Annotated in this window: 22 protein-coding genes; 20 read left to right on the top strand and 2 right to left on the bottom strand. The window is 53.7% G+C overall.

Translation table 11 applies throughout. The annotated features are described in order from the left end of the window. Positions 1–10: 10 nt before the first annotated feature. From IT781_RS05610 to IT781_RS05570, 9 genes are all read left to right on the top strand, one after another. Entirely contained in the window at positions 11–679 is a 669-nt protein-coding gene (locus IT781_RS05610) for a precorrin-8X methylmutase (protein ID WP_194969156.1), read from the top strand. A gap of 8 nt (positions 680–687) precedes the next feature. Beyond that, entirely contained in the window at positions 688–1,788 is a 1,101-nt protein-coding gene (locus tag IT781_RS05605; RefSeq protein ID WP_194969155.1) for a cobalt-precorrin-5B (C(1))-methyltransferase, read from the top strand. A 1-nt stretch (position 1,789) separates the two neighbouring features. After that, positions 1,790–3,109, top strand: coding sequence for a precorrin-6y C5,15-methyltransferase (decarboxylating) subunit CbiE (gene cbiE, locus IT781_RS05600; protein WP_194969154.1), 1,320 nt, complete (start codon positions 1,790–1,792; stop codon positions 3,107–3,109). After that, complete coding sequence (gene cobI / locus IT781_RS05595; protein ID WP_194969153.1) at positions 3,102–3,893, top strand: precorrin-2 C(20)-methyltransferase; 792 nt, start codon at positions 3,102–3,104, stop codon at positions 3,891–3,893. The genes cbiE and cobI overlap by 8 nt, the downstream gene beginning before the upstream one ends. Then, positions 3,890–4,636 carry a cobalamin biosynthesis central domain-containing protein gene (locus IT781_RS05590; protein WP_194969152.1) on the top strand — a complete coding sequence of 249 codons (747 nt, stop codon included), beginning with the start codon at positions 3,890–3,892 and terminating at the stop codon, positions 4,634–4,636. The genes cobI and IT781_RS05590 overlap by 4 nt, the downstream gene beginning before the upstream one ends. Next, a complete protein-coding gene (locus IT781_RS05585; protein ID WP_194969151.1) occupies positions 4,636–5,040 on the top strand; it encodes a cobalamin biosynthesis protein in 405 nt (134 codons plus the stop codon). Before IT781_RS05590 ends, IT781_RS05585 begins: the two co-directional genes overlap by 1 nt. Continuing rightward, positions 5,037–6,416: a precorrin-3B C(17)-methyltransferase gene (gene cobJ / locus IT781_RS05580; protein WP_194969150.1), complete on the top strand. Its 1,380-nt coding sequence runs from the start codon at positions 5,037–5,039 to the stop codon at positions 6,414–6,416. The genes IT781_RS05585 and cobJ overlap by 4 nt, the downstream gene beginning before the upstream one ends. Next, complete coding sequence (locus IT781_RS05575; protein ID WP_194969149.1) at positions 6,409–6,768, top strand: ferredoxin; 360 nt, start codon at positions 6,409–6,411, stop codon at positions 6,766–6,768. The genes cobJ and IT781_RS05575 overlap by 8 nt, the downstream gene beginning before the upstream one ends. Before the next feature lie 167 nt (positions 6,769–6,935). Beyond that, positions 6,936–7,118 (top strand): phosphoribulokinase, encoded by a 183-nt coding sequence (locus IT781_RS05570; RefSeq protein ID WP_194969148.1) that lies wholly within the window; start codon positions 6,936–6,938, stop codon positions 7,116–7,118. 255 nt (positions 7,119–7,373) lie between these two features. Here the strand turns inward: IT781_RS05570 and IT781_RS05565 are convergent, their stop codons facing one another. Further along, positions 7,374–8,906 carry a TolC family protein gene (locus IT781_RS05565; protein ID WP_228778948.1) on the bottom strand — a complete coding sequence of 511 codons (1,533 nt, stop codon included), beginning with the start codon at positions 8,904–8,906 and terminating at the stop codon, positions 7,374–7,376. 248 nt (positions 8,907–9,154) lie between these two features. Between IT781_RS05565 and IT781_RS05560 the strand changes: the two genes are divergently transcribed. From IT781_RS05560 to IT781_RS05540, 5 genes are all read left to right on the top strand, one after another. Beyond that, the gene (locus IT781_RS05560) at positions 9,155–9,424 is read left to right on the top strand and encodes a YtcA family lipoprotein (RefSeq protein ID WP_228778947.1); all 270 of its coding nucleotides are present in this window, start codon (positions 9,155–9,157) and stop codon (positions 9,422–9,424) included. A 17-nt stretch (positions 9,425–9,441) separates the two neighbouring features. Then, positions 9,442–10,608, top strand: coding sequence for a biotin/lipoyl-binding protein (locus IT781_RS05555; RefSeq protein WP_194969147.1), 1,167 nt, complete (start codon positions 9,442–9,444; stop codon positions 10,606–10,608). After that, entirely contained in the window at positions 10,601–12,847 is a 2,247-nt protein-coding gene (locus IT781_RS05550) for an FUSC family protein (protein WP_194969146.1), read from the top strand. The genes IT781_RS05555 and IT781_RS05550 overlap by 8 nt, the downstream gene beginning before the upstream one ends. 975 nt (positions 12,848–13,822) lie before the next feature. Further along, positions 13,823–13,972: a L,D-transpeptidase family protein gene (locus tag IT781_RS22815; RefSeq protein ID WP_194969145.1), complete on the top strand. Its 150-nt coding sequence runs from the start codon at positions 13,823–13,825 to the stop codon at positions 13,970–13,972. A gap of 222 nt (positions 13,973–14,194) precedes the next feature. Beyond that, positions 14,195–14,497, top strand: coding sequence for a hypothetical protein (locus tag IT781_RS05540; RefSeq protein ID WP_194969144.1), 303 nt, complete (start codon positions 14,195–14,197; stop codon positions 14,495–14,497). A gap of 450 nt (positions 14,498–14,947) precedes the next feature. Here the strand turns inward: IT781_RS05540 and IT781_RS05535 are convergent, their stop codons facing one another. Then, positions 14,948–15,613 (bottom strand): Crp/Fnr family transcriptional regulator, encoded by a 666-nt coding sequence (locus IT781_RS05535; RefSeq protein WP_194969143.1) that lies wholly within the window; start codon positions 15,611–15,613, stop codon positions 14,948–14,950. Between the two features lie 601 nt (positions 15,614–16,214). On the opposite strand from IT781_RS05535, the gene IT781_RS05530 reads away from it, so the two are divergent. The 6 genes from IT781_RS05530 (at position 16,215) to IT781_RS05505 (ending at position 26,563) form a co-directional block, all read left to right on the top strand. Next, a complete protein-coding gene (locus IT781_RS05530; protein WP_194969142.1) occupies positions 16,215–19,616 on the top strand; it encodes a FecR domain-containing protein in 3,402 nt (1,133 codons plus the stop codon). Between the two features lie 22 nt (positions 19,617–19,638). Beyond that, entirely contained in the window at positions 19,639–20,265 is a 627-nt protein-coding gene (locus tag IT781_RS05525; RefSeq protein WP_194969141.1) for a hypothetical protein, read from the top strand. A gap of 141 nt (positions 20,266–20,406) precedes the next feature. After that, on the top strand, positions 20,407–22,614 hold the full coding sequence (locus tag IT781_RS05520) for a CHASE2 domain-containing protein (RefSeq protein ID WP_194969140.1): 2,208 nt from the start codon (positions 20,407–20,409) through the stop codon (positions 22,612–22,614). 568 nt (positions 22,615–23,182) lie between these two features. Then, positions 23,183–24,067, top strand: coding sequence for a ribokinase (locus IT781_RS05515; protein ID WP_194969139.1), 885 nt, complete (start codon positions 23,183–23,185; stop codon positions 24,065–24,067). 244 nt (positions 24,068–24,311) lie between these two features. After that, positions 24,312–26,015 (top strand): FAD-dependent oxidoreductase, encoded by a 1,704-nt coding sequence (locus IT781_RS05510; protein WP_194969138.1) that lies wholly within the window; start codon positions 24,312–24,314, stop codon positions 26,013–26,015. A 260-nt stretch (positions 26,016–26,275) separates the two neighbouring features. Further along, a complete protein-coding gene (locus tag IT781_RS05505; protein ID WP_228778946.1) occupies positions 26,276–26,563 on the top strand; it encodes a hypothetical protein in 288 nt (95 codons plus the stop codon). The last annotated feature ends 39 nt before the right edge of the window (positions 26,564–26,602 follow it).

Below are 26,602 nucleotides of genomic sequence, written 5' to 3'. Positions count from 1 at the left end.
AGGTTATCTTATGAATAATATCGTTACCGAACAACTTACCGACGCCGGCCGCCAGATCGAGCACGACTCGTTTGCGATCGTCGACCACGAAGCCGGGCCGCACCGCTATAGCGAGCAGCAATGGCAGGTGGTGCGACGCATGATCCACGCCTCGGCGGATTTTGAATTTAACGGCCTGACCCGTTTTCATCCGGATGCGGTGGCCGCCGGTTTACAGGCCATCAGCCAAGGTGCGCCTATCGTCGCCGATGTGGAAATGATTTGTGTGGGCTTGTCCAAGCCACGTCTGGAGCATTTTGGCGTCGTCACGCATCAGTTCATCGCCGATGAGGATGTGATCGCTCAGGCCAAAACCGAAAATAGCACCCGTGCCGTGCAGGCCATGCGCAAGGCGCAGCGGCTGAATCTGCTGGATGGCGGCATCATCGCGATCGGCAATGCGCCGACTGCGCTACTGGAAGTGGTGCGCATGATCAACGACGGGCTGATCAAACCTGCCTTAGTGATCGGCATGCCGGTGGGTTTTGTCTCGGCCGCCGAATCCAAAGCGGTACTCAGTGAAATCAGCAGCATTCCCTGGATCGTCATTGACGGCCGCAAGGGCGGCTCTACTCTAGTTGTGGCGGCGATCCACGCCTTGCTGGCGCTGGCCGAAGCGCAACAGAAAGCGGCCGGCTGATCTGGCGCATGGAAAAGAAAGCCAAAGGCACCCGCAAAGGCTACACCACCGGCGCCTGTTCCTCGGCAGCCGCACGGGCGGCGGTATTAGGCCTGGTAGACGGTGCCGTGCCCGAGACGGTCGATTGTGACCTGCCCAACGGCCAGCAAGTACGCTTTGCCGTCTGTGACGGATATTGTGATCGCGATGCCGCGCACGCTGTCGTCATCAAGGATGCCGGCGATGATCCTGATGTCACTGACAAGGCGCCATTGACCGCCGATGTGCGGCTGTTGCCGGAGGCGCCCGGGTCGGTAGTGCTGAAAGGTGGCGAAGGCGTCGGTACTATCACTATGCAGGGCCTGGGACTTGAAGTAGGCGGTCCGGCCATCAATCCGGTGCCGCGACGCAACATCGAAGCCAATGTGCGCAGTGCGGCAGGCGCCTTGCTGGAGCGCTCAGGAATTGAAGTGACCATTTCCGTGCCGGGCGGCGAAGAGATGGCGAAAAAGACGCTCAATTATCGCCTCGGCATTATCGGCGGCATTTCCATCCTCGGCACTACCGGTATCGTTCATCCCTATTCCACGGCGGCGTTTCGGGCCAGTGTGATTCAGGGCATTGAAGTGGCCGCCAATCAAGGCCAGGATACCGTGGTGCTGACTACCGGCGGGCGCACGGAGAAATTCACCATGCAGGAGCTTCCCGAACTGGCGCCGGCCTGTTTCGTGCAGATGGGCGACTTTCTCAAGTACGCACTGGATACTGTGGTCGAATGCGGCATTCGCAAGGTCGTGATCGGCGGCATGGTCGGCAAGCTGACCAAGATCGCCCAGGGCGAAACCATCACGCACGCCAACCGCAGCGCGGTAGATACCGAGTTGCTGGCGGAACTTGCCTCCGAAATCGGGGCGCCGGCTGCCGTCTGCGACGACATCAGGCAATCGGAAATGGCCCGCTACGCCAGTGAGCGTATGGAAGAGCTGGGCTTGATAAGCGAATTTTACACGGCCCTGGGTCGGCGGGTCATCGCCACCTTGAGCCAACGCTACGCCGGCAAATTCCGCTTGCGGGTGTTAATGTGCGATTTTGATGGCAACAAACTGGCGGAAGTTGAAGGAGATATTTGATATGGCCCATCCTTGCCGGATTATCGGCGTACTGGACAATGGCGCTGCAGGCTTAACGCCGGAAGCACTGGCGCAGCTACGATCTGCCGATCTGGTGATTGGCGGCCGCCGTACCTTGGCATTATTTGCCGATGCAATACGCGTCGATGCCGAACGTCGTGATCTGACCGGCAATTTGCCGCAAGTCCCTGCCTGGATAAGTGCGGCCCGTGAGGCCGGCAAGCAGGTCGTGGTGCTGGCGACGGGCGATCCTTTATGCCATGGCATTGCCGGTTTTCTGATCAACAAGCTCGGCCGTGCAGGCGTGGATATACTGTCCAATCTGTCCACACTGCAACTGGCCTGCGCAAAGCTGGGATTGGCCTGGCAGGACGTTCGCATCAGCTCGGTGCACCATCGCGATGCCGGCGAATGGACTATTGGCGCCATGCCGGAACATGGCTTGTACCGTTTGCTGTCCGTACTGCGTCAGTCCGATTTAACGGCTGTCTTCACCAGCCCGGAAAACACCCCAGCCCGCATCGCCCGGATGCTGCAAATCGAGGCTTTAGAGGACGAATTCGAGATGGCCGTAGCGGCATGCTTGCTGCAGGATCAGGAGCAGGTTTCTGCCTGGCTGACTGTCAATGCGGCCGCTGAGCGCAGCTTTGCCGATCCCAATATCGTCCTGCTACGCCGCCGTCAGCCCGCCGCTCGCGAAGCCCTGTTTGGGCTGCCCGATGATCGCTTTAACCAGCGCAAACCCGACAAAGGGCTGATTACCAAACGGGAAGTCCGGGCGGTATCGCTGGCACGAATGGCTTTATCGCCGGACAGCGTGGTGTGGGACATCGGCGCAGGTTCCGGCTCGGTCGGGCTGGAAGCGGCGAGATTGTGCCCGCAAGGCCATGTCTATGCCATCGAAAAGAACGAAGCCGATGCCGCGATTGCCCTCAGCAATCGGGCCAGCCTGCGAGTCAGCAACTATACATTGCGGCATGGCCGTGCGCCGGCCGGACTGGAAAACTGGCCCGACCCGGATGCGGTGTTTATCGGCGGTTCCGGCGGCGAGTTAAACGAACTGATCAGGCTTTGCCTGCAACGGCTCCGTCCGGGCGGCAATCTGGTGATGAATTTTGCCACCTTCGAAAATATAACCACCGCGATTGGCACGTTGAAAACAACGGGGGCGCAATGGGATGTGACTCAACTGCAAGCTGCACGCAGTCAGCCTATCCTGAATATGCACCGCATGCAGGCAGAAAACCCGATCTGGATTGTCTGCGCCCACCAGCGCGATCTGGACTGCAGTGAGCAAAACTTGGAACAAAGCCATGACTAAACCACAAAGCGGCCGGCTAATCGGCGCCTCACTCGGCCCCGGCGATCCGGGACTGATTACCCGGCATGTCTGGGAATTATTGCAGCGTACTGACGCACACTGGGCTTATCCGGTACGACGCAAGGATGCCGAAAGCCATGCACTGCAAATTGCATTGCGTGCGGGTCTGACGCTGCCTGAAGCGCACTCGCCGCTGATTTTCCCGATGACCCATGACGCTGACATCCTGGCCGGCTACTGGCTGCGTGCCGCCGAAACGGTGCTGACTCGATTGCACGCCGGTCAGGACGTGCTGTTCCTGGTCGAGGGCGATGCCTCCACCTACTCGACCTTCGGCCATTTGGCCCGCACTGTGCGCGCGCTGGACGAAAGCATCGTCATCGAAACGATTCCCGGCGTGCCGTCGTTTAATGCCGTTGCGGCCCGCGTAGCAATGCCGCTGGCCGATACCGACGAAACCGTGGCGATTATCCCGGCCAGTTACGGCATCACCATGATCGAACGCCTGCTCAATGACTTCGACACGTTGGTGCTGCTGAAGGTGAAACCTTTGTTGGATGATATTCTCGATTTGCTGGAACGGCGTGCATTGTCAGCCAATGCCGCTTTCGTCGAAAAGGCCGGCACGCCGCAAGAGCGTATTGAGCGCGATGTGCTGCAATTGCGCGGGCAGAAGGTCAATTATTTGTCACTGCTGCTGGTGCGCAATCCTGATCGTCAGCGTGGCGAAATGATCCGCGGCTGCCGCAAAAAAACATCTGAATCCACTGAAGAGACTTTATGATCACTCCCTCACAGCCCCGTGTCGCGCTGGTAGCGATTACCAAGCACGGCTTATCCCAAGCCCTGCGCCTGGCCGCACAATTGCGCGAAGCGTGTCTGACCGTATCGGAAAAATTCGCCGCCGAACTGCCTGCCATCAGCAATCCTGTTGAAGTATTGCCCGGCGCACTGAGCGCCAATATGGGCAGGCTGTTTACTCGCTATGACCAGCTGGTGCTGTTTATTTCGCTGGGCGCCGTGGTACGGCTGATTGCACCGCACCTTAAATCCAAAGATGAAGACCCGGGCGTCGTGGTCGTGGATGATGCGGCTCGCTATGTGATCCCGGTATTATCCGGGCACGTAGGCGGCGCCAATGCTTTTGCCGAACATGTAGCTGCTTTACTGGGCGCCGAGCCCGTGCTGACTACGGCCTCAGATGTCGGCAAGACCATCCCGGTGGATATTCTCGGCCGTGAGCTGGGCTGGCAGGTCGAGGCGCCGAAGCTCAACATTACCCGCGTCTCGGCGCATGTCGTCAACAATGAGCCTATTGCTTTCGTGCAGGAAGCGGGCGCAAAAAACTGGTGGACACGGCCCACGCCGCTGCCTGCCAATATTCATCTGTTCGAGCGTTTCGAGGCAGTCGATTTGTCGCGGTTCAAGGCGGTGCTCTGGGTGACCCGCCGTGATATTGCCCCGGAACTGTGGACGCAGCTCGCCGAACGTTTGGTAGTCTACCGGCCACCACTGGGGCAGGACTGATGAAAGTCATACTGGGGTTGGGCTGCGACCGCAACACATCTTTAGCCACTCTGCGCACGGCCGTCGAACAGGCACTGGCTGTGGCCGGACTGGATCAATCCGCCGTCGCGGGCGCCGCCAGTATCGACAAGAAAAACGACGAGACGGCCATTCTGCAACTGGCTGACGAGCATGACTGGCCGCTGTATTTTTTTACCGCGCAGCAATTGGCGCAGGTGCCGGTGCCCAACCCTTCCGAAACCGTGCGCAAGTACATGGGTACGCCTGCCGTCGCTGAGGCGGCCGCATTGCTGGCGGCAGACGCCGATATGCGCGCACTGCTGCTGGAAAAACACAAATACCGCGGCGAGGATGGCAAGAACGCCACGGTATCAATCGCAAGCATGAAAGAGAACAACGCATGAAGAAAGGCAAAATTCTGTTGGTAGGCTTCGGCCCCGGAGCGCCGGAACATATGACTTACCGGGCCCGAGCCGCTATCGCCGAGGCCGATGTGGTGATCGGCTATTCCACCTACATCAAACTGGTGCAGGAGCTATTGGAAGGAAAGGAAGTCGTGCGCAAGGGCATGACTGAAGAGATCGACCGCTGCATCGAAGCTTATGATCAAGCCTTGCTGGGCAAAACGGTGGCCTTGATTTCATCCGGCGACATCGGCGTTTACGGCATGGCCGGGCCGACTTACGAAGTGCTGTTGCAGGCCGGCTGGACGCCGGACAGCGACATCACGGTGGAAGTAGTTCCCGGCGCTACGGCACTGAATGCTTGTGCCGCGCTGGTCGGCGCACCGCTGACGCATGACTTTTGTTCGATTTCGTTGTCGGATCTGCTCACCCCGTGGCCGACTATCGCCCGACGGCTGGAAGCGGCGGCACGCGGAGATTTCGTCGTGGCACTGTATAACCCCAAAAGCGGCCGGCGCACCGGCCAGATTGTCGAGGCGCAACGCATCCTGCTGCAACATCGCAGCCCTGACACGCCGGTCGCCATCGTCAAATCCGGCTATCGTCAGCGTCAGGCGATCCAGATGACCACGCTGGCGCAGATGGCCGATTGCGAGATCGGCATGCTTTGCACGGTACTGATCGGCAATAGTAGTACTTTCGCCCGCGACGGTCTGATGATCACCCCGCGCGGTTATGCCAATAAATACGACAACCTGACCGGCGACGCGAAAACCGGCGAACAGGCGGGTCGCTCCCTGAGCATGGGACTGACTGGCTGGCATGCCTGCGTGCGCAGGTATCTGCGCGAAAATCCGACCGTTACGCTGCGTGAAACGGCCGCGCACTTTGACGTGCCGTTAGGCGAGATTCTGGCCGCCATTGCCGCGGCGCAGCCTGATGATGAAGCGGGCGATCGGCAAGCGCGATGGACGTCTAGTGACCAAGTCGATGCGGTGCTGAACGCCGCCAAAGACTGGGGGCGGCTACGTGCCGTGATCCGCAGCGAGACCGGCGCAGTGGCCGAACTGCTGTTGGAAGCTAAGGATTTCACCCGCCGCGGGGACTGGCTGAATATGACCAACGACTATTGTCATCTGCATGTCGACCGGCAACATATTGACAGCGCCTGGTTTCTAAGCCAGGGCGATAGGCAACACGGCATCTATTGGATGGATGCGCGCGGTTCGGTGGTTTTCTCGCTGTTGCTGGTGAAGGCTGGCGAGGCATTCGATGCCGTCGCGCTCAAGGCTTACCGTAGCGCTTGTGAGCAATATGGACAAGCTATTGTCGCTGTCGAAGATACGGAAACTGAAGAGGTGACCAGCGATGACTGAGACGGTAATGCCGGAAAAACCCAAAATGGGCGACTACAGACGCCATCTGCTGGTGTGCACCGGACCGCGCTGCACGCTGAACGGTGAATCGCAGGCGCTGTTCGACAGCCTGGGCGCTAAATTCAAGGCTGCCGGGTTGGATCAGGGCGCATTGCGCGTCAAGCGTACCCGGGTGTCATGTTTCGCCACCTGCAAAGCGGGACCGATCGTCTGCGTACAACCGGATGGGGTCTGGTATTACAATGTCAACGATACCAACCTCGATCGCATCATTCATCAACATCTGATCGGCGGTGAACCGGTGGCCGAGCTGATTTTCCATCAAGGACCAGGCTGTGCAAGTGAGGGCTGATACCATCGCTTGCCAGGTGAGTGCCAGATAGGGGATATAAGGCCAAACCCCAGAAAATTCCGTGAAGCCAATTTCCGATTATTTCTCAGCAGAGTTTTCCGTAATTGATGCCAAAAACAGAAAGTTTTTGGCATCAATCATAATCAAACCAGGGTTGAAAAGCATCTTTGGCCAAAGACAGCAACAGGTTAGGGCAGCGCTTAACCCGTCACGGCTACAATGCCAAGACACTGGCTGAACTGCTCGATACCAAGCCTGCTGAAATATGCTCATTCTTGCAGGGCAATCTGACTCCAGTCCGGACACAGAAATTGCAGAACAGCCTGTTGGCGATTGGGATTCCTATCTGATTTCTTATTGGCACACAATGTGGGGCCTGAGCGATGTTTGCAGGCTGTTGGCAAATAATGCCGGCCTATTGGCAATCAATTCGGGTCGAAGGGGTTGGCTATTGGCCAGGCCGAAAAAATGGCTGTTTGCAGGTCCTGCGATTTATGTTTTCAGGCTGTAACACTTATCGGCCTCTCGCTAATATGATTTCGAAGTCAGTTTATTCATCCGAAACAGGCATTCAGACTCCAAACAATATTACTTTGGGCAGCAGTTTAATCTTCCTCAGCCTTTCCCCCCGCTGCATAAACCAACGCGGTAGCGGACTTCAGCAATCCGGCGCGGCTATCGATTTCGGTATAGCGGGCGCGGGCCAGATCCTTTTGTGCCGACAACAGCTCGATCACAGTAGAAAAGCCGTGGTTGTAAGATTCCTGCGTCGCGGCGTAAGACTCTTCGGCAGCGCGCAACAAGGCCTGGGCGAATTCGCGTTTTTCCAGCGCGGTTTTGGTGTCGGCGTAGGCCTGCCAGATATCGCGCATGATTTCCAGGCGCAAGGCTTCAACCTGGGCCTGGCCGGCCTGCTGCCTGGCTTCGGCTTCTCTGACGGCACTGCTGCGCTCGAAGCCGTCGAACAACTTCCATTCCAGATTTAACATCGCGGTGCCAACCAGATCTTCGCTTGAATAATTTTGCCGACTCGGCGGATTAGTCTGTACGTCGCCCCAGTATTGGTTGCCGACATTGCCTTTCAACGACAGCTTGGGCCAAAATTCCGCTCGTGCCTTTTTCACTTCCGCCTCGCGAGCGCGTAATTCTGAAAGCTGGGCCATCAGATCCGGGCGTTGCGCCAGGGCTTCGTCAACGATGTGCTCGACCGACGGTTCCAACCTGTCCGGTAGGGGCACTTGGCTGAGATCCACCAATTGCAAAGCATGGGAAGGCGAAACGCCGACATTGGTCGTCAATTCAGCTCGGGCCTGCGTCATCGAACCTCGCGCATCCTGTAAGTCGTAATTGGCTTTCGCCTTTTCCTGTAGTGCCAACAATAACTCGGGACGGGTAGCAAAGCCTTGTGCGAGCTTGGCCATGATCGCCTCGGCATTGGTCTTAGCCGACTCGAAAGTCTGCTGCGCCGCCGTCACTTTAGCCAAGGCCGCCTGATAGCTAAAAAAGCGGGTGGCGACCTGGAAAGCAATTTGCTGATGCTTGCGCGTCAACGCGAACCGCGCCGCGCCCAGGCGTTCAAGACTAGCGTCAACCAAGGCTTCACGCCGGCCGAAATCGAACAGCGTCCAGGCCAATTCCAGGCCGCCGAACGCTCCATAACCGTGGCTGATCAGTGCGCTTTCCACAATGGGAATGCTGGTTTTGAAATACTGTCCGAATGCCAGCGCAGTCAGCGTCGGATACCAAGCACTGCGTTGTTTGTCGACTCGCGCGGCGGCGGCTTTGACTTCTTCCCAGCTTTGCCGGGTTTCAGGATGGATTTGCAAAGCCAAATCGACCAGAGCCGGCAAATCGTAGGTTTGCCGCTGGTCCGGCAGTACCGGTTCTGTCTCGGGCTTGGATACCGGCGCCGCCGCGCCGCTCATCCGGTATGCCGACCAGCGCACGGCATGCGCTACTGGCTGTGCGCTGGGTAGGGGGGCGACGATTAACGAGGGTGGCGAACAAGCCGCCAATAAGGAAACCATGGTTAAAGCCTGAATAATCGGCCGTAACCGTATGAAGTAAACCGGTGACATGTTAATCCACCGATCATTCATGAATCGCTCGCCGCAGGGAAAGCGGAGAAATAGTGTCATCAATGGTTGCCTATTCCAGAAGAAAATGCTGACTATATGGTAATGGAACTGCCTAACCAAATTGATGCAATCAATTGACAAATATTCCTGCCCGTTAAGCGCCGAATCGCATTAGAATAGCCCCGATTTGTTTTCCTGTCTTGGATAGATACTGCATCTGCACCAATATCCAGGTATGCCGAGGCCGAAAGTTTGTGGCCGACGGCTAAACCATTAGATTTGTCTTTTTTCTGTTTTGGAGGACCGCCATGAAGCCGATTGCAACGCTGACCCAAACGGCAATGGCGTTGGTTTCATCCTTGCTACTGACTGCCTGCGATCCGATGGTGAGCCTGGAAGGTTCGTTCTGGCCGGCCTGGATTATCTGCATTCTCGCTGGGCTGGCAACCAGTATGCTGCTGATGTGGCAATTCATCCGCCTGCACCTGGCGCCGCATCTGGGACCGCCGCTGTTAATCGCGCCGAGTTTGTGGGCCTTATGCAGTTTTGTCATCTGGCTGTTGTTTTACTCCCACTAATCGCTTGGGCCCCTCGCATGGAAATGCAGCAAAATCCTGATCTTCAACGCCGTATCCTGATCGGCCGCACGCTCGGCATCCTGATCGTGTTGGGCGCGATCGTCACCGGCACGATTGTCTGGCGCATCAATTACCAACACCCCCGTACCAACGATGCCATGGTCAGGGCCAACATCGTCGGCATCACCGCCGAGGTCAGCGGCCGTATCGTCGAATTACATGTCGAGGACAACCGGTTCGTGCGCAAGGGCGAACTCTTATATGTCATAGATCCCCGCCCTTACCAGGCCAAACTGAACCGGGCCAAAGCGGAATTGATGTTGGCGGAAAAAGAGGTCGAATCGCGGCGTGCCTCCAGCAGTTCGGCGGAAAGCGCCATCGGCCGCCTGCAACACCAGCGCGCCGCAGCCGCCGCCGAAATCAAACGCATCGAGGCCGAAGACGCGTATTTGCACCATCGTTTGCAAGAACTCGAACCCTTGGCCGAAAAGCAATACGTAACGACCGATCAGCTCAGAGAGGCCCGCTCGCGCCTGGATGCGTCACGGGCCGAATTGGCGAACGCGCAAGCCAAGGAACGCTCGATGGCCAGCGCGATCGAGGAAGCCCAAAGCGAAAGCAGCCGCGCGCAATCCCTGATCGCCCAAGTCGGCGAAGTCAACGCCCGCATCGAGGCGGCCAGAGCGCAAGTCACCGCCGCCGAACTGGATCTGGAATATTGCTTTGTGCGGGCGCCGTTCGATGCTTACGTCACGAATCTGAATACCCGTGAAGGCGAATACGCCAAGGTCGGCAGCCAATTGTTCGCACTGGTCGACGATCGCCACTGGTACGCCATCGCCAACTTCAAGGAAACCTACCTGCAATCGATACAAACCGGCCAGGAAGCCGAAGTGTTCTTGGTGGGTTATCCCGGTAAACGCTTTCGCGGCATGGTCACCGGCATCGGCTGGGCCAATTCGCCCGATAATATCAAACAACAAGGCGTGCTCCCCGAAGTCGAACGCACCTTGAACTGGGTGATTCTGGCATCCCGCTTTCCGGTCCGGGTCGAAATTCTCGATCGCGACCCCGAGCGCCCGCTACGCATGGGTATGACTGCCTTCGTAACCGTGCTCGACCAATCGGCAGCGCCAGCCGCACCGTCGAACCAGAGCGGCGGCCAGGCCCCCCGGAATGAGTGAACTAGACGAGAGGCATAGCTCGGCGCATGGTCAAAGCCGATTCTGGTTCGGCACCGGTCTGACACAGTTTCTGGCGACGGAGCTGAGAGACTTTCCCGGCCGGCGAGTCGCCGCCATCCGCCTGTTCGCCGTCACGCTGATCATCGCCCTGGTCAGCCAAACCTTATACGTGCCGCCGCTCGGGGCGCTGTCGATTTTGGTTTCCCTGAGTTACGATGCCTACGCCAATGCCGGCCAATCGCTGGTCTTCGGTCTGCGCCAGTTGTTCTTCCTGTTCATCACTGTGCTGATTTCGGTATTGGCGTTGATGGTGGCCGGCAACGACGCATGGCTGATGCTGAGCCTATCCTTCGTCATCATCGCCTTAGCTTTGTTCCACGCCCGGCTGATTGCCTGGCCTACCGGCATTGCGCTTTGGTATGCGATTGCAGTGCTGTATAGCCCCAGCACACCGGACGAGAACATTTACTATGCCTTGTGGAATATCCCTATCATCGGCGGGCTGGGCTTAGGTACCTGGACGCTAGTGCATCTGAGCATTAAACCGCAGGACCCGCGCCAGTTACTGGCTGCCGGCATGGCGGAGCAACTGGCGGCGGCTGAAGCTATTTTCAGCCGCCGTTTGGCCGACAGCGGTGTTGCAGAGCAGCATAAAGCCGTCCACAAGGCGGCGGGGGTAGGCCAGTTCGGTAAACTGCAAGCCTTGCTCGGCCATGCCGAACTGTTGCATCCGTCCATACGCCGGCACCACGGTACTTACCTGGCCTTGTTGCAGGAAATCGACGGCCTGCGCCAACTGGCCGCTTGGCTGGATCAAAGCCTGGCGGCGGACTATCGCGCGCAACCGATGAACCCGGAAAAACTGCGCGTCTATCAGGCTCTGCAACAGGCCTGCGCGTTACTGCGGCAAGGCGTGAAAGAAAATCTCGACGTTATCCAACCCATCGAGGTTTTGCTGAACAACGAAATACTGCACGATTATTCGCGGTTAAGTCATCCTTCCATACTGACCGCCTTTTGGCGAGCCCTGCAAGCCATCGCCGCCTTGAACAGCCAATTGCATCATCCCGCCGTGAGCGGTGATAAACCTGCCGAACAGGACAGCAGCGCTAACGATACGGCAAGCTGGCGGCCGGTCTGGCTGGACTACGAATTTTGGGCCTCGCATGCCGACAGCCTGCAATTCGGCATCAAATTTTCCTTGGGCGCGATCTTGTGCATGCTGATCGTGCAAGGCCTGAATTGGCCGGACATCAACACCGCGATCCCAACCTGTCTGGTGGCGGCGCAAACCAGCCTCGGCGCCGACTATCGTCTGTCGCTGCTGCGTATATCGGGCGCCGCCATCGGCGGTCTATGCGCCTACCTTTATGTCCTGGTGCTGCAACCGCAATTCGACACCATTATCGGCTTCGCGCTGGCCACTGCGCCGTTCTGGGCCTTGTCGGCCTGGATTACCGCCGGCAGCGATCGCATCGCCTATCTGGGCCGGCAACTCGGCTTCTCCTTTGCCCTCTTCGTGTTGCATGATTTCGGCGCAGTCACGGATTTATACCTGTCTCGCGATCGGGTCATCGGCATTTTGCTCGGCCTGATTGTCATGGGTGTGCTCGACTATGCCCTGTGGCCCAGACGTTCCTCCGTGCTGGCGCGCCACCATTGCATCGCGGCCTTACGCACCTTGGCAAAACTCACGGTGCGTTTACAAAATTCTGATCATCTGCTGAGTTATGCCTTGCCTTTACGCTTGGCGGCGGAAAAAGATTTAGCGGCCGCGCATGACCTTTTGGCCCATGCCGTATTGGAACCGGACGCCCGCTTGCCAGCCAAGGCCTACGAAAGAACGTTGCTGCGAGAAATTATCCGCGATGCCGATACGCTTTCGACTCTGCTGCAGGTCAGAAAACGCTACCGCCTGCTGAGCGGGCAGCAATTTGACCATTTTCCCGCTGCACTGCAACAACATAGCCGGGCCTTCGACGCGGCGCTGTCGCTGGCGCTGGAACAGTCTGCGGAGATTTTGCAAGGTGGACGCCGAGACAGCGCAAAACAAGTCTCGGAATTCCAGGCCCAACTCAAGCAAAGCTATATCGAGCACCATCAGGTTGCAGATCTGCCGGCCGATTGGGCTTTGGAATGGGAATTGCGATTTATGCTGGACGAACAAATCACAACCTTGATCGAAAATATACAAAAAACCGCACTAAGGATACCGCCAAAAACAACTTCTCTGAACTGATCCAGAAATCGACGATAACAAAACGCTTTAACCAGCGAAAGATTGAAAAGCGAGTGATCGGTTACGAACAAGCCATTGACGTCAAAATGTAGCGACTTTTTACCAGCCTGTCCGAAAAGGATAAGCGTCGTTATGCCGGCATAGAAGCAACGAAACTGGGGCATGGCGGTGTTGACTATATTGCGAGACTATTTGATATCGCCCCTCAAACGATCCGGCGCTGATTGCAGGAATTAGACTTGGCCGATGACCTGGTATCGGATCGGGGCCGAAAAAAAAGCTGGGGGGCGAAAACCACCGTCGGATTGAAAGTAACTGTAGCTATTTTGGCGGGCGTTTATAAAACAGGGAAAAGTGTGCCATAGATTTCATTGCCAATATGCGGATTGTTTTCGATAAACATCTCCCGCGCTGGAATTATCGAGCCCTCCCTCAAGCCTGCTGATTTCGGGAAGTTATTTATGACGACATCCTTAGCTCATGGCTCTACTCCATTAAAAATGTTCGAAGTATTGGTTTTAAGATTTGGATTTAAATGGGGCTGCACCCCAACCAGATCGGGAGAGCTGTTATCTGATATTAGGTTCGTGAGAATTCATGCGGAAATGGGCAATAGAGGCTAGGTTAATGCGATATTTGCTCCTATAATTCCATTTTTTACAGCTCAAAATCCTATGGAACTTTGGTGTCGTTTGTTTAAATTCACCCATTAATCGAAAAAACTATGGCTAAAAAACTCATAAAGATTCAATTCAACGACTGGGCGAAGGCTCGCTTGAATGTGTTGGATTCAACACCTTTCGTTGCCTAGGCCAGAAGGGACTCAGATATCCGACCGACATAACCGTCGCCCCGTCAATCTCTGGCACCAAAGAGTCCCCTCACTATAGCAGACAATACAGCTGCCCGCCTAATAACAATGCCTTGGGCCAATGCATCATGCCTTACTCGATTCTTATTTGAGGACAACAAGGAGTGTACATTCACGAATGGCCCACACCGGCTACGTACGCAGGCAATGGAGGTCCGACTCACGGCTGTATCCATGTTAATCGGGGTAATGCGCATCTCGTATATGCATGGGTAGATCGGCCGACCCGTTTGCTCATAAACTATCCTTGGTGACCTATGGACACTATCAATTTTACCGCCCTCGTAAGACCTCGCGTGTTCATTTCGGCTTTAGTGTTTACCATAAGCTTCTTAGCACCCCCCAGCGTCAACGCCGAAAGCTTGCGTCCGGGTCTATACCGTGTGACGAGCCGAGTATGCCAGAATCAAAAAGACCTTCCGGATGAATGTCCGCGCATCCAATATATTGAATTGGTAAAGGGGATCTTTCATGGAGTGTCACCCGATCAAATAGCATTGGTCATCTGGTTGGCATCGGAACCGGCGGCGGAAAACTACACCTATAATGCCCGCCGTTTACGGGGACGTTTTGTCAAGCCCGGCGAATATGTCATCGATGAAACATCCCAAGGAAAGGAATGGATCACGGAGAATGCCAACGTGATTTGCGAATACTGGTATGTCGGTTTCGATAATGACGCACGGAAAACTGAGATCAAACGAACGCATCTGACCTTGCAGCCCGTGTCTCGCGATGATCGTATAAACCGTCGTTTGGAGTATCCGGAACCGGAGTAATGCTTGCTATGGTAAGTGCAGTCAGGATGCGTACCAACGAACAAATTCACATGTGCACAGTGAAATATTGCACAGGTATTCTGTTTTGAAATTGATGCATTGATGTGGTTACAGGAAAGAAACTGTGAATGTATTCAGCCTGGAAATATTCATGAACTGGCCGCAGCAACGTTGAGATATCAGATTTTATTTTCCTTGATAGTCAGATTTTTCCCGAAAAAAGACAAAATCTTCTTTGTTTTATGCTCATGCTTCACTTGTTAGCGTATACCTTGAGTGGCTGATGCAATGATTTCTGAGCGCGCCTGACCCGGGAGAATTCAACGCGCGTACAAGGCGAAGTGGAGCAGAACGGTTAGATTGCCGCAGATGAGCTAATTGTGTGATTTTTGCTGCTCGATGGCGAATCCGATAAACCCCGACTAAAATCTTATGACTTATGTGGAATCATTACCAGGATGCCGGTAGTGTGCGTTGAATTTTGAGCATTTTGTCTTCAATTGCAATATAGGAGCCTTTAGTTAAGTCATGCATGATTTTATTGATCATTTCTCTGGATGAACCCACCATATTGGCTAATTCCTGCTGGCTGGGCTTGTTATGGATAACATAAACATCGCCTTCTTTTTGAGCCATTTCATAGAGCAGTTTAACGGTTCTTTCATAAACATTCGACAAGGCCAATTGTTTGACTTTTTCGGTCAGGTATCTGATTTTCTCCGATAAGGTACCTAACATATTAATCGCCACATCCGGATGCAGGGTAAGCCAATGGATAAAATCCTCTTTGGAAATAACGCAGCATGCGGTTTTTTCCAGGGTTGCCACGGAAGCCGATCGGGTTTGATCGCTGAGCAATGCCAATTCACCAAAATAAGTACCAGCCTCCTGTATAAGCAAGGTAACTTCCTTGCCTTTTTCATCACTGCTAAAAACGCGCACTTTGCCGGAAAGAATAATATAAAGCGAGCCGGTTTCATCCTTTTCCGTGATAATGACTGCCTTTTTGGGAAATTTGATCGATTTTGCCTTTGCTGCCAATGACTCGAGTCTTTCATCGGACAGATTGGCAAGAAAATCGATTTTTTTTAGCGCCGGGAGGATTTCTTGTTGCATAGTGAATTTTTGTTATTTATACAGTGAAACCAATTGGAGAGGCATTATAGCAACGGCGCGCTGTTGAATAAATTATAAATAAGCTAACGCTCCGGTTTCTTGGATGCGGCAGGGCATAAGTGACACCGGCGGCTTGGAATAATTGCCCTAACGTTTTTTTTCTGCCGCCTGAAGCATAAGTAACTGCATTACAGGAAATTCAGAACAAAAAGAGGCGGTAAAGCTGATTATTTGGGGTTCAAAATCAGGTGATAATCTTTGTTTGATTTTGGCGAGAGTTTTACAGAGAAAGGCGCTTAATTTATTTAGTTGACCCTTTCCAAAGCCAAGCCGCCTATATTTCATATCCTCTAAAAATCATCATATAAATGCCAGATGCAGGGCCAGCGTTTTGAAAAACTTAATGCGATATCTTGCATGCCGATATCTATATAGTGAGCAGCCGGGTGACCGTCCGGCTTTTATTCAGCTTGCAAAATTAAATTTCTTGATTTCACGCAAATAAATATTAGTATGATTATTTAAGTATAAATACTTAGATATTATTACTCAAATATTATTTAGAAAAGCATAGAAATTTCCTCTCTGGAAAAAATAAAAAATGCATTACCTACTTGCTCTATCACTGTTTTTATTTGCGCCTGTAAGTTGGTCGGAAGAAACTGTTTCCGATAATAACTGTATTGGCAAGCCCTCCGCAAAACTGGTCTCCTTGCAAGGCAATGTATTTTTCGATCCTGACAACAAGGGACACTGGCAACGAGCACAGCTCAATGAAGCAATCTGCGAAGGCAGCCGGGTGCGGGTAGCGCCTTTCAGTCGAGCCTCATTAATGCTGCCAGACAGCATCGTCTTGCGCCTTGACGAAGGCACTGTGCTTAGCCTGAACGGCATTAATCCCGACAAGCCTACCTTGCTGGACCTGCTGAAAGGCTTCGTCAATTTTATCAGCCGCACGCCAAGGCGTTTGCAAGTCAATACGCCGATCGCCAACGCCGGACCCGAAGGCACCGAATTCGCCCTGAGCGCCGATGACACCAAGGCCTCGCTATGGGTTTACGAAGGCAAGGTAAGATTTTTCAATGAGCAGGGCAGCATTCGCATCAACCCGGGGCAGGGCGCTCAGGTCTACCGGGGACAGGCGCCGCAAGCTAAGATTGACATCAAGCCTCAGGATGCCGTGGCGTGGGCGCTCTATTACCCGCCTTTGCTGCCTTATCCCGATGACAAAATGGCAGTTGACGCCGGCATTCGCACAGCGATAGGGGATTTTCGTCAAAGGCGGGTTGATGCGGCTTTGTCCCGGCTGGATGCCTTATCGCCTGAGCAGCGGACGCCTTATTTTTACAAAATACGCGGCGCCATAAGACTCGCCGTCGGACGGGTTGAACTGGCCTTGCAGGATATCCAGGCCTTGCTGGCCGATAATCCTAACGATGCCGAAGCATTGGCACTGCAATCCGTACTGGCGCTGACGCAAAATCGCAAAGATGAAGCTCATAGCCTGGCAAGCCGGGCCGTTGTCTCCGACCCCAACTCGGCAACGGCTTACGCAGCTTTATCCTATGCCGAGCAAGGCCGCTTTGAACTGGAGAAAGCCTTGAAAGCCGCCGGACAGGCGATGAAACTCGCGCCGCACGATGCGATGGTTTGGGCGCGGAAATCAGAGCTGGAGCTCGCCTTGGGCTTGCTTGCCGAAAGCGAGAAAAGCGCAGAAAAAGCGTTAGATCTGGATGCCGGCCTGGAAAGAACACAAACCGTAGCCGGATTTGCCTATTTGCGGCGCATGGATACGGATAAAGCATTACAAACTTTTACTAAAGCCGTCCAGCTGGATTCCACCTCGCCTTTGGCGCGATTGGGCCTGGGCCTGGCGAAAATTCGCAAGAGCGATTTGAAAGAAGGGCGCCAGGATCTGGAAATCGCCGCCATGCTCGATCCCAACAATTCATTGCTGCGCAGTTATCTGGGCAAGGGCTACTTCGAAGAAAAACGCAATGCGCTGGCCGAAGATCAATTCAGCTTGGCGAAGGAGCGCGATCCCAACGATCCCACGCCGTATTTTTACGACGCGATGAAAAAACAGACCGAGAACCGGCCGGTTGAAGCCTTGCAGGATCTGCAGCAGGCGATGGCCTTGAATGACAATCGCGCGGTGTATCGCTCCAGGGAGTTGCTGGATTCCGACCGGGCCGCACGCGGGGCCAGCCTGGCGCGTGTTTACGATGACCTGGGTTTTGAACAGCGGGGCGTGGTTGAAGCCATTACTTCGCTGCAAACCGATCCCACCAATTATTCCGCCCATCGTTTCCTGTCGGATACCTATGTCAATCAATCCAGCCGGGAAACCGCGCAGCTTAGCGAACTGCTGCAGGCCAAACTGCTGCAGCCGATCAATATCAACCCGGTGCAGCCGCATTTATCGGTATCGCAAAGAGGCCTGCTGAGCGCTTCGGACATGGCCAACTCATCGTTCCAGGACTTTACCCGCAATTTCGAACGCAATCGCCCTCAGCTGATTGCTTCCGGCGTGGTGGGCAACATGGGGACTTATAGCGATGAAGTTACTTTGAGCGGGCTTCTCGATAAGTTTTCTTATAGCCTGGGGCAGTACCATTATCGGACGGATGGGTTTACCAGAGCCTCTGACTCTATTTCAATGGAAGAAGAACGGCATAATACCGATCAGCGACATGATATTTATGATGCTTTTTTCCAGGCAGCGGTTAATGATCGCTTGAATGCCCAGTTTGAATATGTGTACAGGGATACCGAACAGGGAGATTTTCGGCAGGATCTTATTACGAAAGGAAACTCATATCTGGAACGGGCTAGATTGAGAGAAAATATTTATCGGGCGGGGCTTAACATCAGGTTTTTTACTGATGACCATCTGTTGGTCTCGTACGTGCATGCAGATTCCTCAACTCATAAAGATCCGTTTGGGGCTTCGCCTGAGTTGGCGGGACTGCTAACGGCGGACACTGACAGTAACAGCGACCTTATTGAAGGGCAGTATCTGCGTCACAGTGAGTTCTATAATGTCATAACCGGGTTCAGTTTTTATTCGATAACAGAAAAAGAACAGATTAAATTCGGGATAGATGTATCGAGGAATGATGGATTTAGAGACGGTCGTAATGGAAGCAATCAGTATGCCTATCTTAACTTGAAATTACCCTATCGGGTAACTGGAACGCTTGGATTATCAAATGATTATTCCCATGCAAAAGACCAGAAAGATAAGCTGCGGATATATCCGAAGGTCGGCTTAATGTGGGACATGAACGATAAAGCCAAGCTCAGACTGGCCTATTTCAGTGGAAAAAAAAGGCCTTTAGCCGCGGTGCAATCCATTGAACCCACTCAGATAGCAGGATTTAATCAGTTTTTTGACGATTTTGCAGGGTATTCTTTTTCATTTTATGGTGGTGCACTGGATTTTGTTATACAGCCAACAGTATTTGCGGGCCTTGAGCTTTCCCAGAGAGATGTTTTTGATCCATTGCCAGGCGCTTTATTCACAAAGCAGGATTCAGCTGCAGTCTATTTAAACTGGGCTGCACTGGACCGATTTTCTATCTCCACACGGTATAGATATACATACAATAAATACCCTCACGAGTCGATCCCTCTTGATAAGCTTTTTACTCATAGCGTGCCCTTAGAGTTCAGATATTTCGATCCTTCCGGGTTTTTTAGTAAGCTCACGGGAACTTATATAAGCCAGGAAACAGGCTCATGTGAAAGCCAGGACCCAACATGTGTATATGAAGAAGGGGGCGATAATAAAGAGTCGAGCAGTTTTTTTCTTCTTGATGCAGCGATCGGCTACCGATTACCGAAGCGGCTGGGTATTGTGAGCCTCGAAGGGAAAAATCTGTTAAATAAAAAATACCGTTTTGATGATATGAGCCGGGTAGACAGCAGCAATATATTTTTTAATGCCAGCGAGTTTATCCCGCAAAGGGCGGTTTTCGGCCGTATAGTTCTTAATTTTTAGTCAATAACAAGGGGGGAGGAAGATGTTTAAAAATACTGGAAACACTAATCTTTTTCAGAGAAATAAAAAAATGCTTTTAGGTCTTATAGGTGTCAGTTTTCTTACAGGCGCGGCTGTTATTGACAAGGATGTTTCTGGCCAGGAGACCGCAGGCAGACATAGAGTAAATGCGGCTTTCACTGACAAGGATGTTCCTGGCCGCGAGATTGCTGACAGACATAGAGTGCGTCCTGACGTCCCGCTTCATCCAGTTATTCCGAAAGATAAATTACCTTTGATTGAGCCGAAGGATGAGCCAATGGCATTGCTATATGACGGGTGGGTTAGTGTAGGCAGTATCTCAGGTTATGACGTGAAATATCGCAAATTTGCAATAGGATCGGATTATATCTATCAAATTCTCGGCACATCTGAAGCAAACCAGCTTGGATTTGCCTGTTTTTGCGCAAACGTTAATACGGCAAAGACCTGGAAAGGCGCAGTAAATAGTTCATGCGACGTAGCGAATCCAAACGCTCCGGTGAAATTAGATAATGCCATTATGGGAATTTATAAAATATATAACGTCAACATACCCGATGGCTCCTGCTGTAAATCGGCGCCAAGAGTCGGGCTTACTGCCATACCGGGCTTGCCTCCATGCAGTTGAAAATCCGGCATTTCTAACTATCGGTTCTGGCTGAAGTCATATTTGCGTTTAACCTGGAAAAAGCCGGTTAGATGCTTTATTGGCCAGCCAATTGATTTAAACCCTCAATCATCGTGAATCAAACAAAAAGGTCCAGGCACAATGCGCCATTTCCTGCGGGCAATCACTATTGCCTTAATAACATTATTGTCAGGGAGCGGCATTGATTATCTGACCGGCCTGGAAGCATCACTGGGTCTGGATTCTTTATTCCGAATCCGGGGCCAGCGCACGCCGCCTGATGAAGTTGTCGTCGTGGCGATGGATGAAACTTCCGAAGCCGTTTTAGGCGTAGGCCAGGATTTAACTCGCTGGCGCGGCTTTCATTCCCGGTTAATACAGGAATTGCAGTGCCAAGGGGCGGCGTTGATCGTTTTTGACCTTCAGTTTATCGTCCCCCATCCTGATCATGATCCGGACTTTGCCGCGGCCATGCAGGCGGCAGGCAATGTGCTGGTGACGGAATGCGTGCAGGAATTGCGGCGCGGGGACGAGGACTTTTACGGGCGTGAGGAGTGTTCGGAAAGTAACAAGAAGCCCTTCGTACAGAAGGATGGGGCGCAGCGGCAGCCGCTTTCCGAACGACTGGTCGCCATGCGTGTAATCGGCTCTACGCCGCTGCTGGCCAAGTCTGCATTGGATCATGCGCCGTTTTATCTGGCTAATGACGCGGAGGAGCCTATCATTCGGGAAGGCTGGACATTTCTTGATGGGCTTGCGGAAACCCCGACCTTACCGGTACTGACATGGATGTATTACCTTCAGCGTACAGGCGCGTTGCAGGGCATGATCCATCCTGAGTATCCTTTTTCTGTCTGGCTGACGGAACGGCGCAGACAATGCCTGTCCGCCGCAAACGAATCCCCGATGAGCCTGCCGGGAAAATCCGCTCTGGCGCATCTCATTGATGAGGTGATTTGCCTGGAAGACAGGCGATACCTTGATTTCTACGGCCCGGCTCAGACCTTGCGCATGGAGTCGTACAGCGATGTCTATGAAGGCAAAGTCACCGACTTGTCAGGCAAAGTGGTATTTGTAGGGAAGGCTAACCGCAAGTTTTCACCGGGCCACATCGACTACTTTCAAACCCCTTTCAGCGACACGCAAAGCGGCAAAATGGCCGGTGTAGAGATTATGGCTACGCAATTCGCCAATTTACTCGAAGACCGCAGTATTGCATCACCGATGCCACCGGGATTACTGCTGATGACGTTCGGGCTGGTTGTCGGTTTGCTGCTGATCAGGCTCGCCGGGCTTTTCGGCATAGCGGCAAGTTTACTAGCGGCCGGCGCTTATGCGGGTCTGGCTGTTTGGTGCTTCAGCCGAAGCGGCGTGTGGCTGCCGGTGGCTGTGCCGTTATTGATCCAATTGCCTTTGGCCTGGTTTATTTCATCGCTATGGGCGCGCCGCGATCTGTTGAATGAAAGAAAGCGGATTCTGGCTTTTGTCAGCCGCGTGTTTCCAAAATGGCTGCCGTTCGTCGCGGAATCGCCGGGGCAATGGCGTCCGGAACAAGGCGCGGCGGAATCAACCTCTCGACGGGATGTCGGCGGGGTATGCCTTGCCACGGATATTGAAGGCTATACGACTGTTGCGGCGAATCATACCGCTCATGAAATGTGGAAATTATTGAATACGTATTACCAGGTGCTGGGCCGTACGGTGAGTTCGCATGACGGGATCATTCAGGATGTGGCCGGCGATTCAATGATAGCGGTATGGATTGATTTGCCTGCCGCCGACCTGCGGCTGGCAGCCTGTCTGGCGGCGCTGGAAATGAAGCTGGCGGTTGAACAATTCAATGCGACATCCAGTACCTGCCAGCTTCCCACGCGTATCGGTTTGCACGAAGGCGACATGACGCTTGGCAGGCTGGATGCCGGGGAAGGCAGTCATTTCCGCGCAATTGGCGATACGGTGAATATTGCTTCACGCATTCAGGGCGTAAATAAATTTCTGGGAACTCATATTTTAGCTTCCGCGGCCAGTGTTGCCGGCCTAGGCAATGTAATCTACAGGCCGGTAGGCGGTTTTCGTCTGGTTGGACGACATGAACCCATAGAGCTTGTGGAGATTGTGGGGAAGGCGACGGAGACCGATGTGGCTGATTACGCCAAATATGAGCAATTCGCTTCAGGATTAAGCGCATTCCGGCAAGGCTTGTGGCAAGATGCCGTAGTCAGCTTTCAAGCATTGCTGGACAGTCATGGACAAGATGGCCCGACAAACTTTTATTTGAATCTGGCTTTAATTTACCAGGAAGATCCGCCACAGCCATGGGACGGTGTCATTACACTGAGCGCAAAGTAAGGCATTCTGGAGGCATTGTGGTCGAAAAACTGAAAATATAACTGATGTTGCGCAGCTATAGGGTCGAATTAATTCGACCCGAAACGTTATAAAGCGACAGTTCAGTGCGAATGAATTCGCACCGACACGGCCGATCCGAATGCTCCTGAAGCGCTTGCCGTTGGCATTCGTCCCCGAGTGTCTGAAACGATTTGTGCGCAACATCAGTCATTAAGGTGAAACAGGGTTTGGCTTATTTATCAGTTTCTCTTTGCACGGTTCGCCTCGAGTGCTTTCAGCTTAAGAACTGACTTTTGCTTGAGCGGTCGATCTTTTTAAAAACTAAGAATTTGCAAGTTGTGGTTGGTGCTCTTGCGTCTATCATACGCCGCTTCAAATCGCATCTTCCCAGCATCCTGCAACAGCTCCATTTCCGTATTTATTCAGTATTGCAAGAAAAATAACAGGTTATAGCTATAAATTTGTTCATTCTATTTGTCTTCAAAAGATATTAAACCCCTTGTTGTCAAGTTTTTATGAATGCTGTAAAAGCACAAGAGAGTGATTATTACTTTTTATGTTTGCAACGATGAAAAGAGTGCTGAACTTTGGGTCGATCAATGTTGATCATGTTTATACTGTCGAGCATTTCGTGCGTCCCGGTGAAACCATCGGTTGCCGGAAATACCGTCGATTTGCCGGAGGCAAGGGCTTGAACCAGTCCATTGCGCTTGCCCAGGCTGGGGCGTGCGTGTATCACGCCGGTAAAGTAGGCGCCGCAGACGCCTCGCTGAAAACGTTGATGGAAGACAAGGGCGTGGACACGGGATTTGTACAGACAATCGACGGTCCCAGCGGGCACGCCATCATTCAGGTGAATGCGGAGGGTGAAAACTCTATCATAATCGTCGGCGGCGCCAATCAGCTCATAAGCGAAGCAGAAGTGCAGGGCATCGTTGCTGATTTCGGGCCGGATGATTATCTTCTCGTGCAAAACGAGGTAAATGCCGTGCCGCAGATAATCCAGTCCGCAAAAGCCAAAGGGCTGACGATCGCATTTAACCCCGCTCCCATGAATGCCCAAGTGCTCAATTATCCGCTTGAACTGGTGGACATTCTCATAGTGAACGAGATTGAGGCGCAGGCCCTCACCGGAGAAAGCGAGCCGGATAGCATCGGCGAGACTCTCAACCGGCGGTTTCCCCAAACGGCGGTTGTACTCACTTTAGGCGACAAGGGTGCCGCCTATTTCAGTCCGCAAGCCCGATTCTATCAGTCGGCGAAAAAAGTCCATGCCGTAGATACAACAGGAGCCGGCGATACGTTTATTGGCTTCTTTTTGGCTGAGCTCATCGAAACCAACAATCCAGCGGCCGCCCTGCAATGGGCTACCCGCGCGGCAGCACTATGCATCACGCGGCATGGCGCTGCCGACTCGATACCGTCCCGAAGGAAACTTGAGGCGATCCAATAACCGATGTCGGGTTTGCTGTTCCAATGAAGCGGTTGATTCAGGGCGTCATCGTTGCGTGGAGAACAAAGACTCAAAGGCCATACCAGCTTGAGAGGATACCAAACAATCTGTACTTCACTGATTGCCGAGGAAACGTTTCAAATCCATAACACTATAGCGCATGGTCATCTATGATGCTGTCGGAATGGCAGATCAATTTCAGAAAGCGACTTTAACCTACAACCGAGCCGGGAGATTTAAGCTCATGAATGCAGCAAACAAACGTATCCTTATCGTCGGCGGCGTGGCCGGCGGAGCCACTTGCGCGGCGCGTATGCGCAGGCTCTGCGAGACCTGTGAGATCGTCGTGTTCGAACGAGGCCCGCATGTATCCTTTGCCAATTGCGGCCTGCCTTATTTCGTGGGCGATGTTATCGAATCGGAAGCCAAACTGCTGGTGGCCAGCCCGGAAATGTTCAAGCACCGCTTTAACATCGAAATCCATACCGAAACGGAGGTCACGCGCATCGACCGGCAAGCCCGATTGATCGAAGTGCGCGATCTCAAAACCGGCGCCATGCGAAAAGAACCTTATGACGCCCTGGTGCTGGCAACCGGTGCCCAGCCGGTGCGTCCGCCTCTGCCGGGCATCGACCTGCCGGGGATTTACGTGCTGCGCAACATCCCTGACAGCCGGAAGATCAAGGCCGCGGTCGCCGATGCCTCGCGCGCGCTGATCGTGGGCGGCGGTTTTATCGGCCTGGAAATGGCTGAGAATCTGGTCAGGCTTGGACTTGACGTCACCCTGCTGGAATTGGCCAACCAGGTCATGCCGCCGCTGGACCCTGAAATGGCCGGCTATGCCGCCGAACGCCTGAAAGCCAATGGCGTGCATCTGAGATTGGGCGAAGCTGTCGAAGCCTTCGAACCGCTCCCTGAGCGCGGCTTGAGCGTGCGTACTTCAAAAGGCGCGACGCTAACTGCCGACCTGGTCATTCTGGGGATCGGCGTGCGGCCCGAGTCCGCGTTGGCCCGCGATGCCCGGCTGGAACTGGGCGAGCTCGGCGGCATTCGCGTCGATCCCTACCAGCGCACCAGCGATGCCGCCATCTGGGCGGTGGGCGACGTGGTCGAAGTGAAAAACAGGATCACCCGGCAGTGGCAGCTCGTTCCGCTGGCAGGACCGGCCAACCGGCAGGGACGAGTGGCGGCCACCGCCATTCTCCACCATTTTTCGTGCAGCGATGCTGAAACGCGGCCGCCCCTGGCTTTTGAGGGTGTGCTCGGAACGGCTGTCTGTGAAGCTTTCGGCCTTACCGTTGCCTGCACCGGCGTCAACGAAAAGCAGCTCAAACGCGCCGGCGTGGATTTCCAAAAGGTCTACCTGCATCCGGGCCACCATGCCAGTTATTTTCCGGGCGCCAGGCCGATCCACATCAAATTGCTGTTCTCCAAAGCGGACGGCAGGATTCTCGGCGCGCAAGCCGTGGGCGAGCTCGACGTGGCGAGAGTCATCGATGTTATTGCCACGGCCATGATGCAGGAGGCGTCGGTATTCGATCTGGAAGACCTGGAACTTTGCTACGCGCCCCAGTTCGGCGCCGCCAAAGATCCGGTTAACATGGCCGGCATGGTGGCCGCCAATCATCTGCGCGGCGATCTGCAACTGGCGAACTGGGATGAGCTGGCATCCACTGTGGCCCTGCTGGTGGATGTCCGTAGCGAGGCGGAGTACAGCAAAGATCACATTCCGAATTCCCAAAACATTCCCCTCGAGTCCTTGCGCGACCGGGTGAACGAACTGCCCAGGACGCGGGAAATCTGGCTGATTTGCGGTGTCGGGCAGCGGGCTTATTATGCGTATCGTCTTTTGCAGCAGAACGGCCTGCAGGTAAAAGTGCTTTCCGGCGGCATGCAGACCCGCCAGGCCTGGAAGAAGATCAACGAAAACGAGTGTGTCGTAAAGTGAAAAGCAGTGCATCGCGCGAAAGAACAATTCAAGCGGACGATTGCGGTAATTAACTGACGTGTAGAGTCGAATTCATTCGACCCTACATGGCATCGCGGTAAAACTAAAACAGCACAGAGAGCGATTCGTGCGTAACATCAGTGATTAACCTTTATGCCGTAGAGCACTGAACAGGTAGGACGACGATTTAAAGCAAGCTTAAGCCAGCGAATGCTACCCTCTGATGACAATGTAAAAATTGATTAGGGGGAACTATGATTATGGCTAAGTTTAAACTTGATGATGGCACTGAGTATCTGGCGGAAGATTTTATTGACGGGCATTTAATTAATCCGCTTTTGCTGCGAGGATCTACTCCGACAGAATCTTTCATTCTTCGTACAGACCATGTGATGTCAGTGCATTGCCTGATGGGCGGAAGCCTCAGATGCTGGGGCGTCTTTGATACGCTCGATGAAGCCTTGAATTGCGCCAAAACAGGTCCTTCCTGGCGTAACAGATCTTATGGCGAGAGGCAAATCCGTGGAAAGGCGTCGATGATTCGCTAGCTTACTCTCATGGCCGCCTAAAGCCAGGCAGGAACAGGC

The organism is Methylobacter sp. BlB1 (assembly GCF_015476545.1).
Taxonomy (GTDB): Bacteria; Pseudomonadota; Gammaproteobacteria; order Methylococcales; family Methylomonadaceae; genus Methylobacter.
This window is presented reverse-complemented; position numbering and strand designations above follow the sequence as displayed.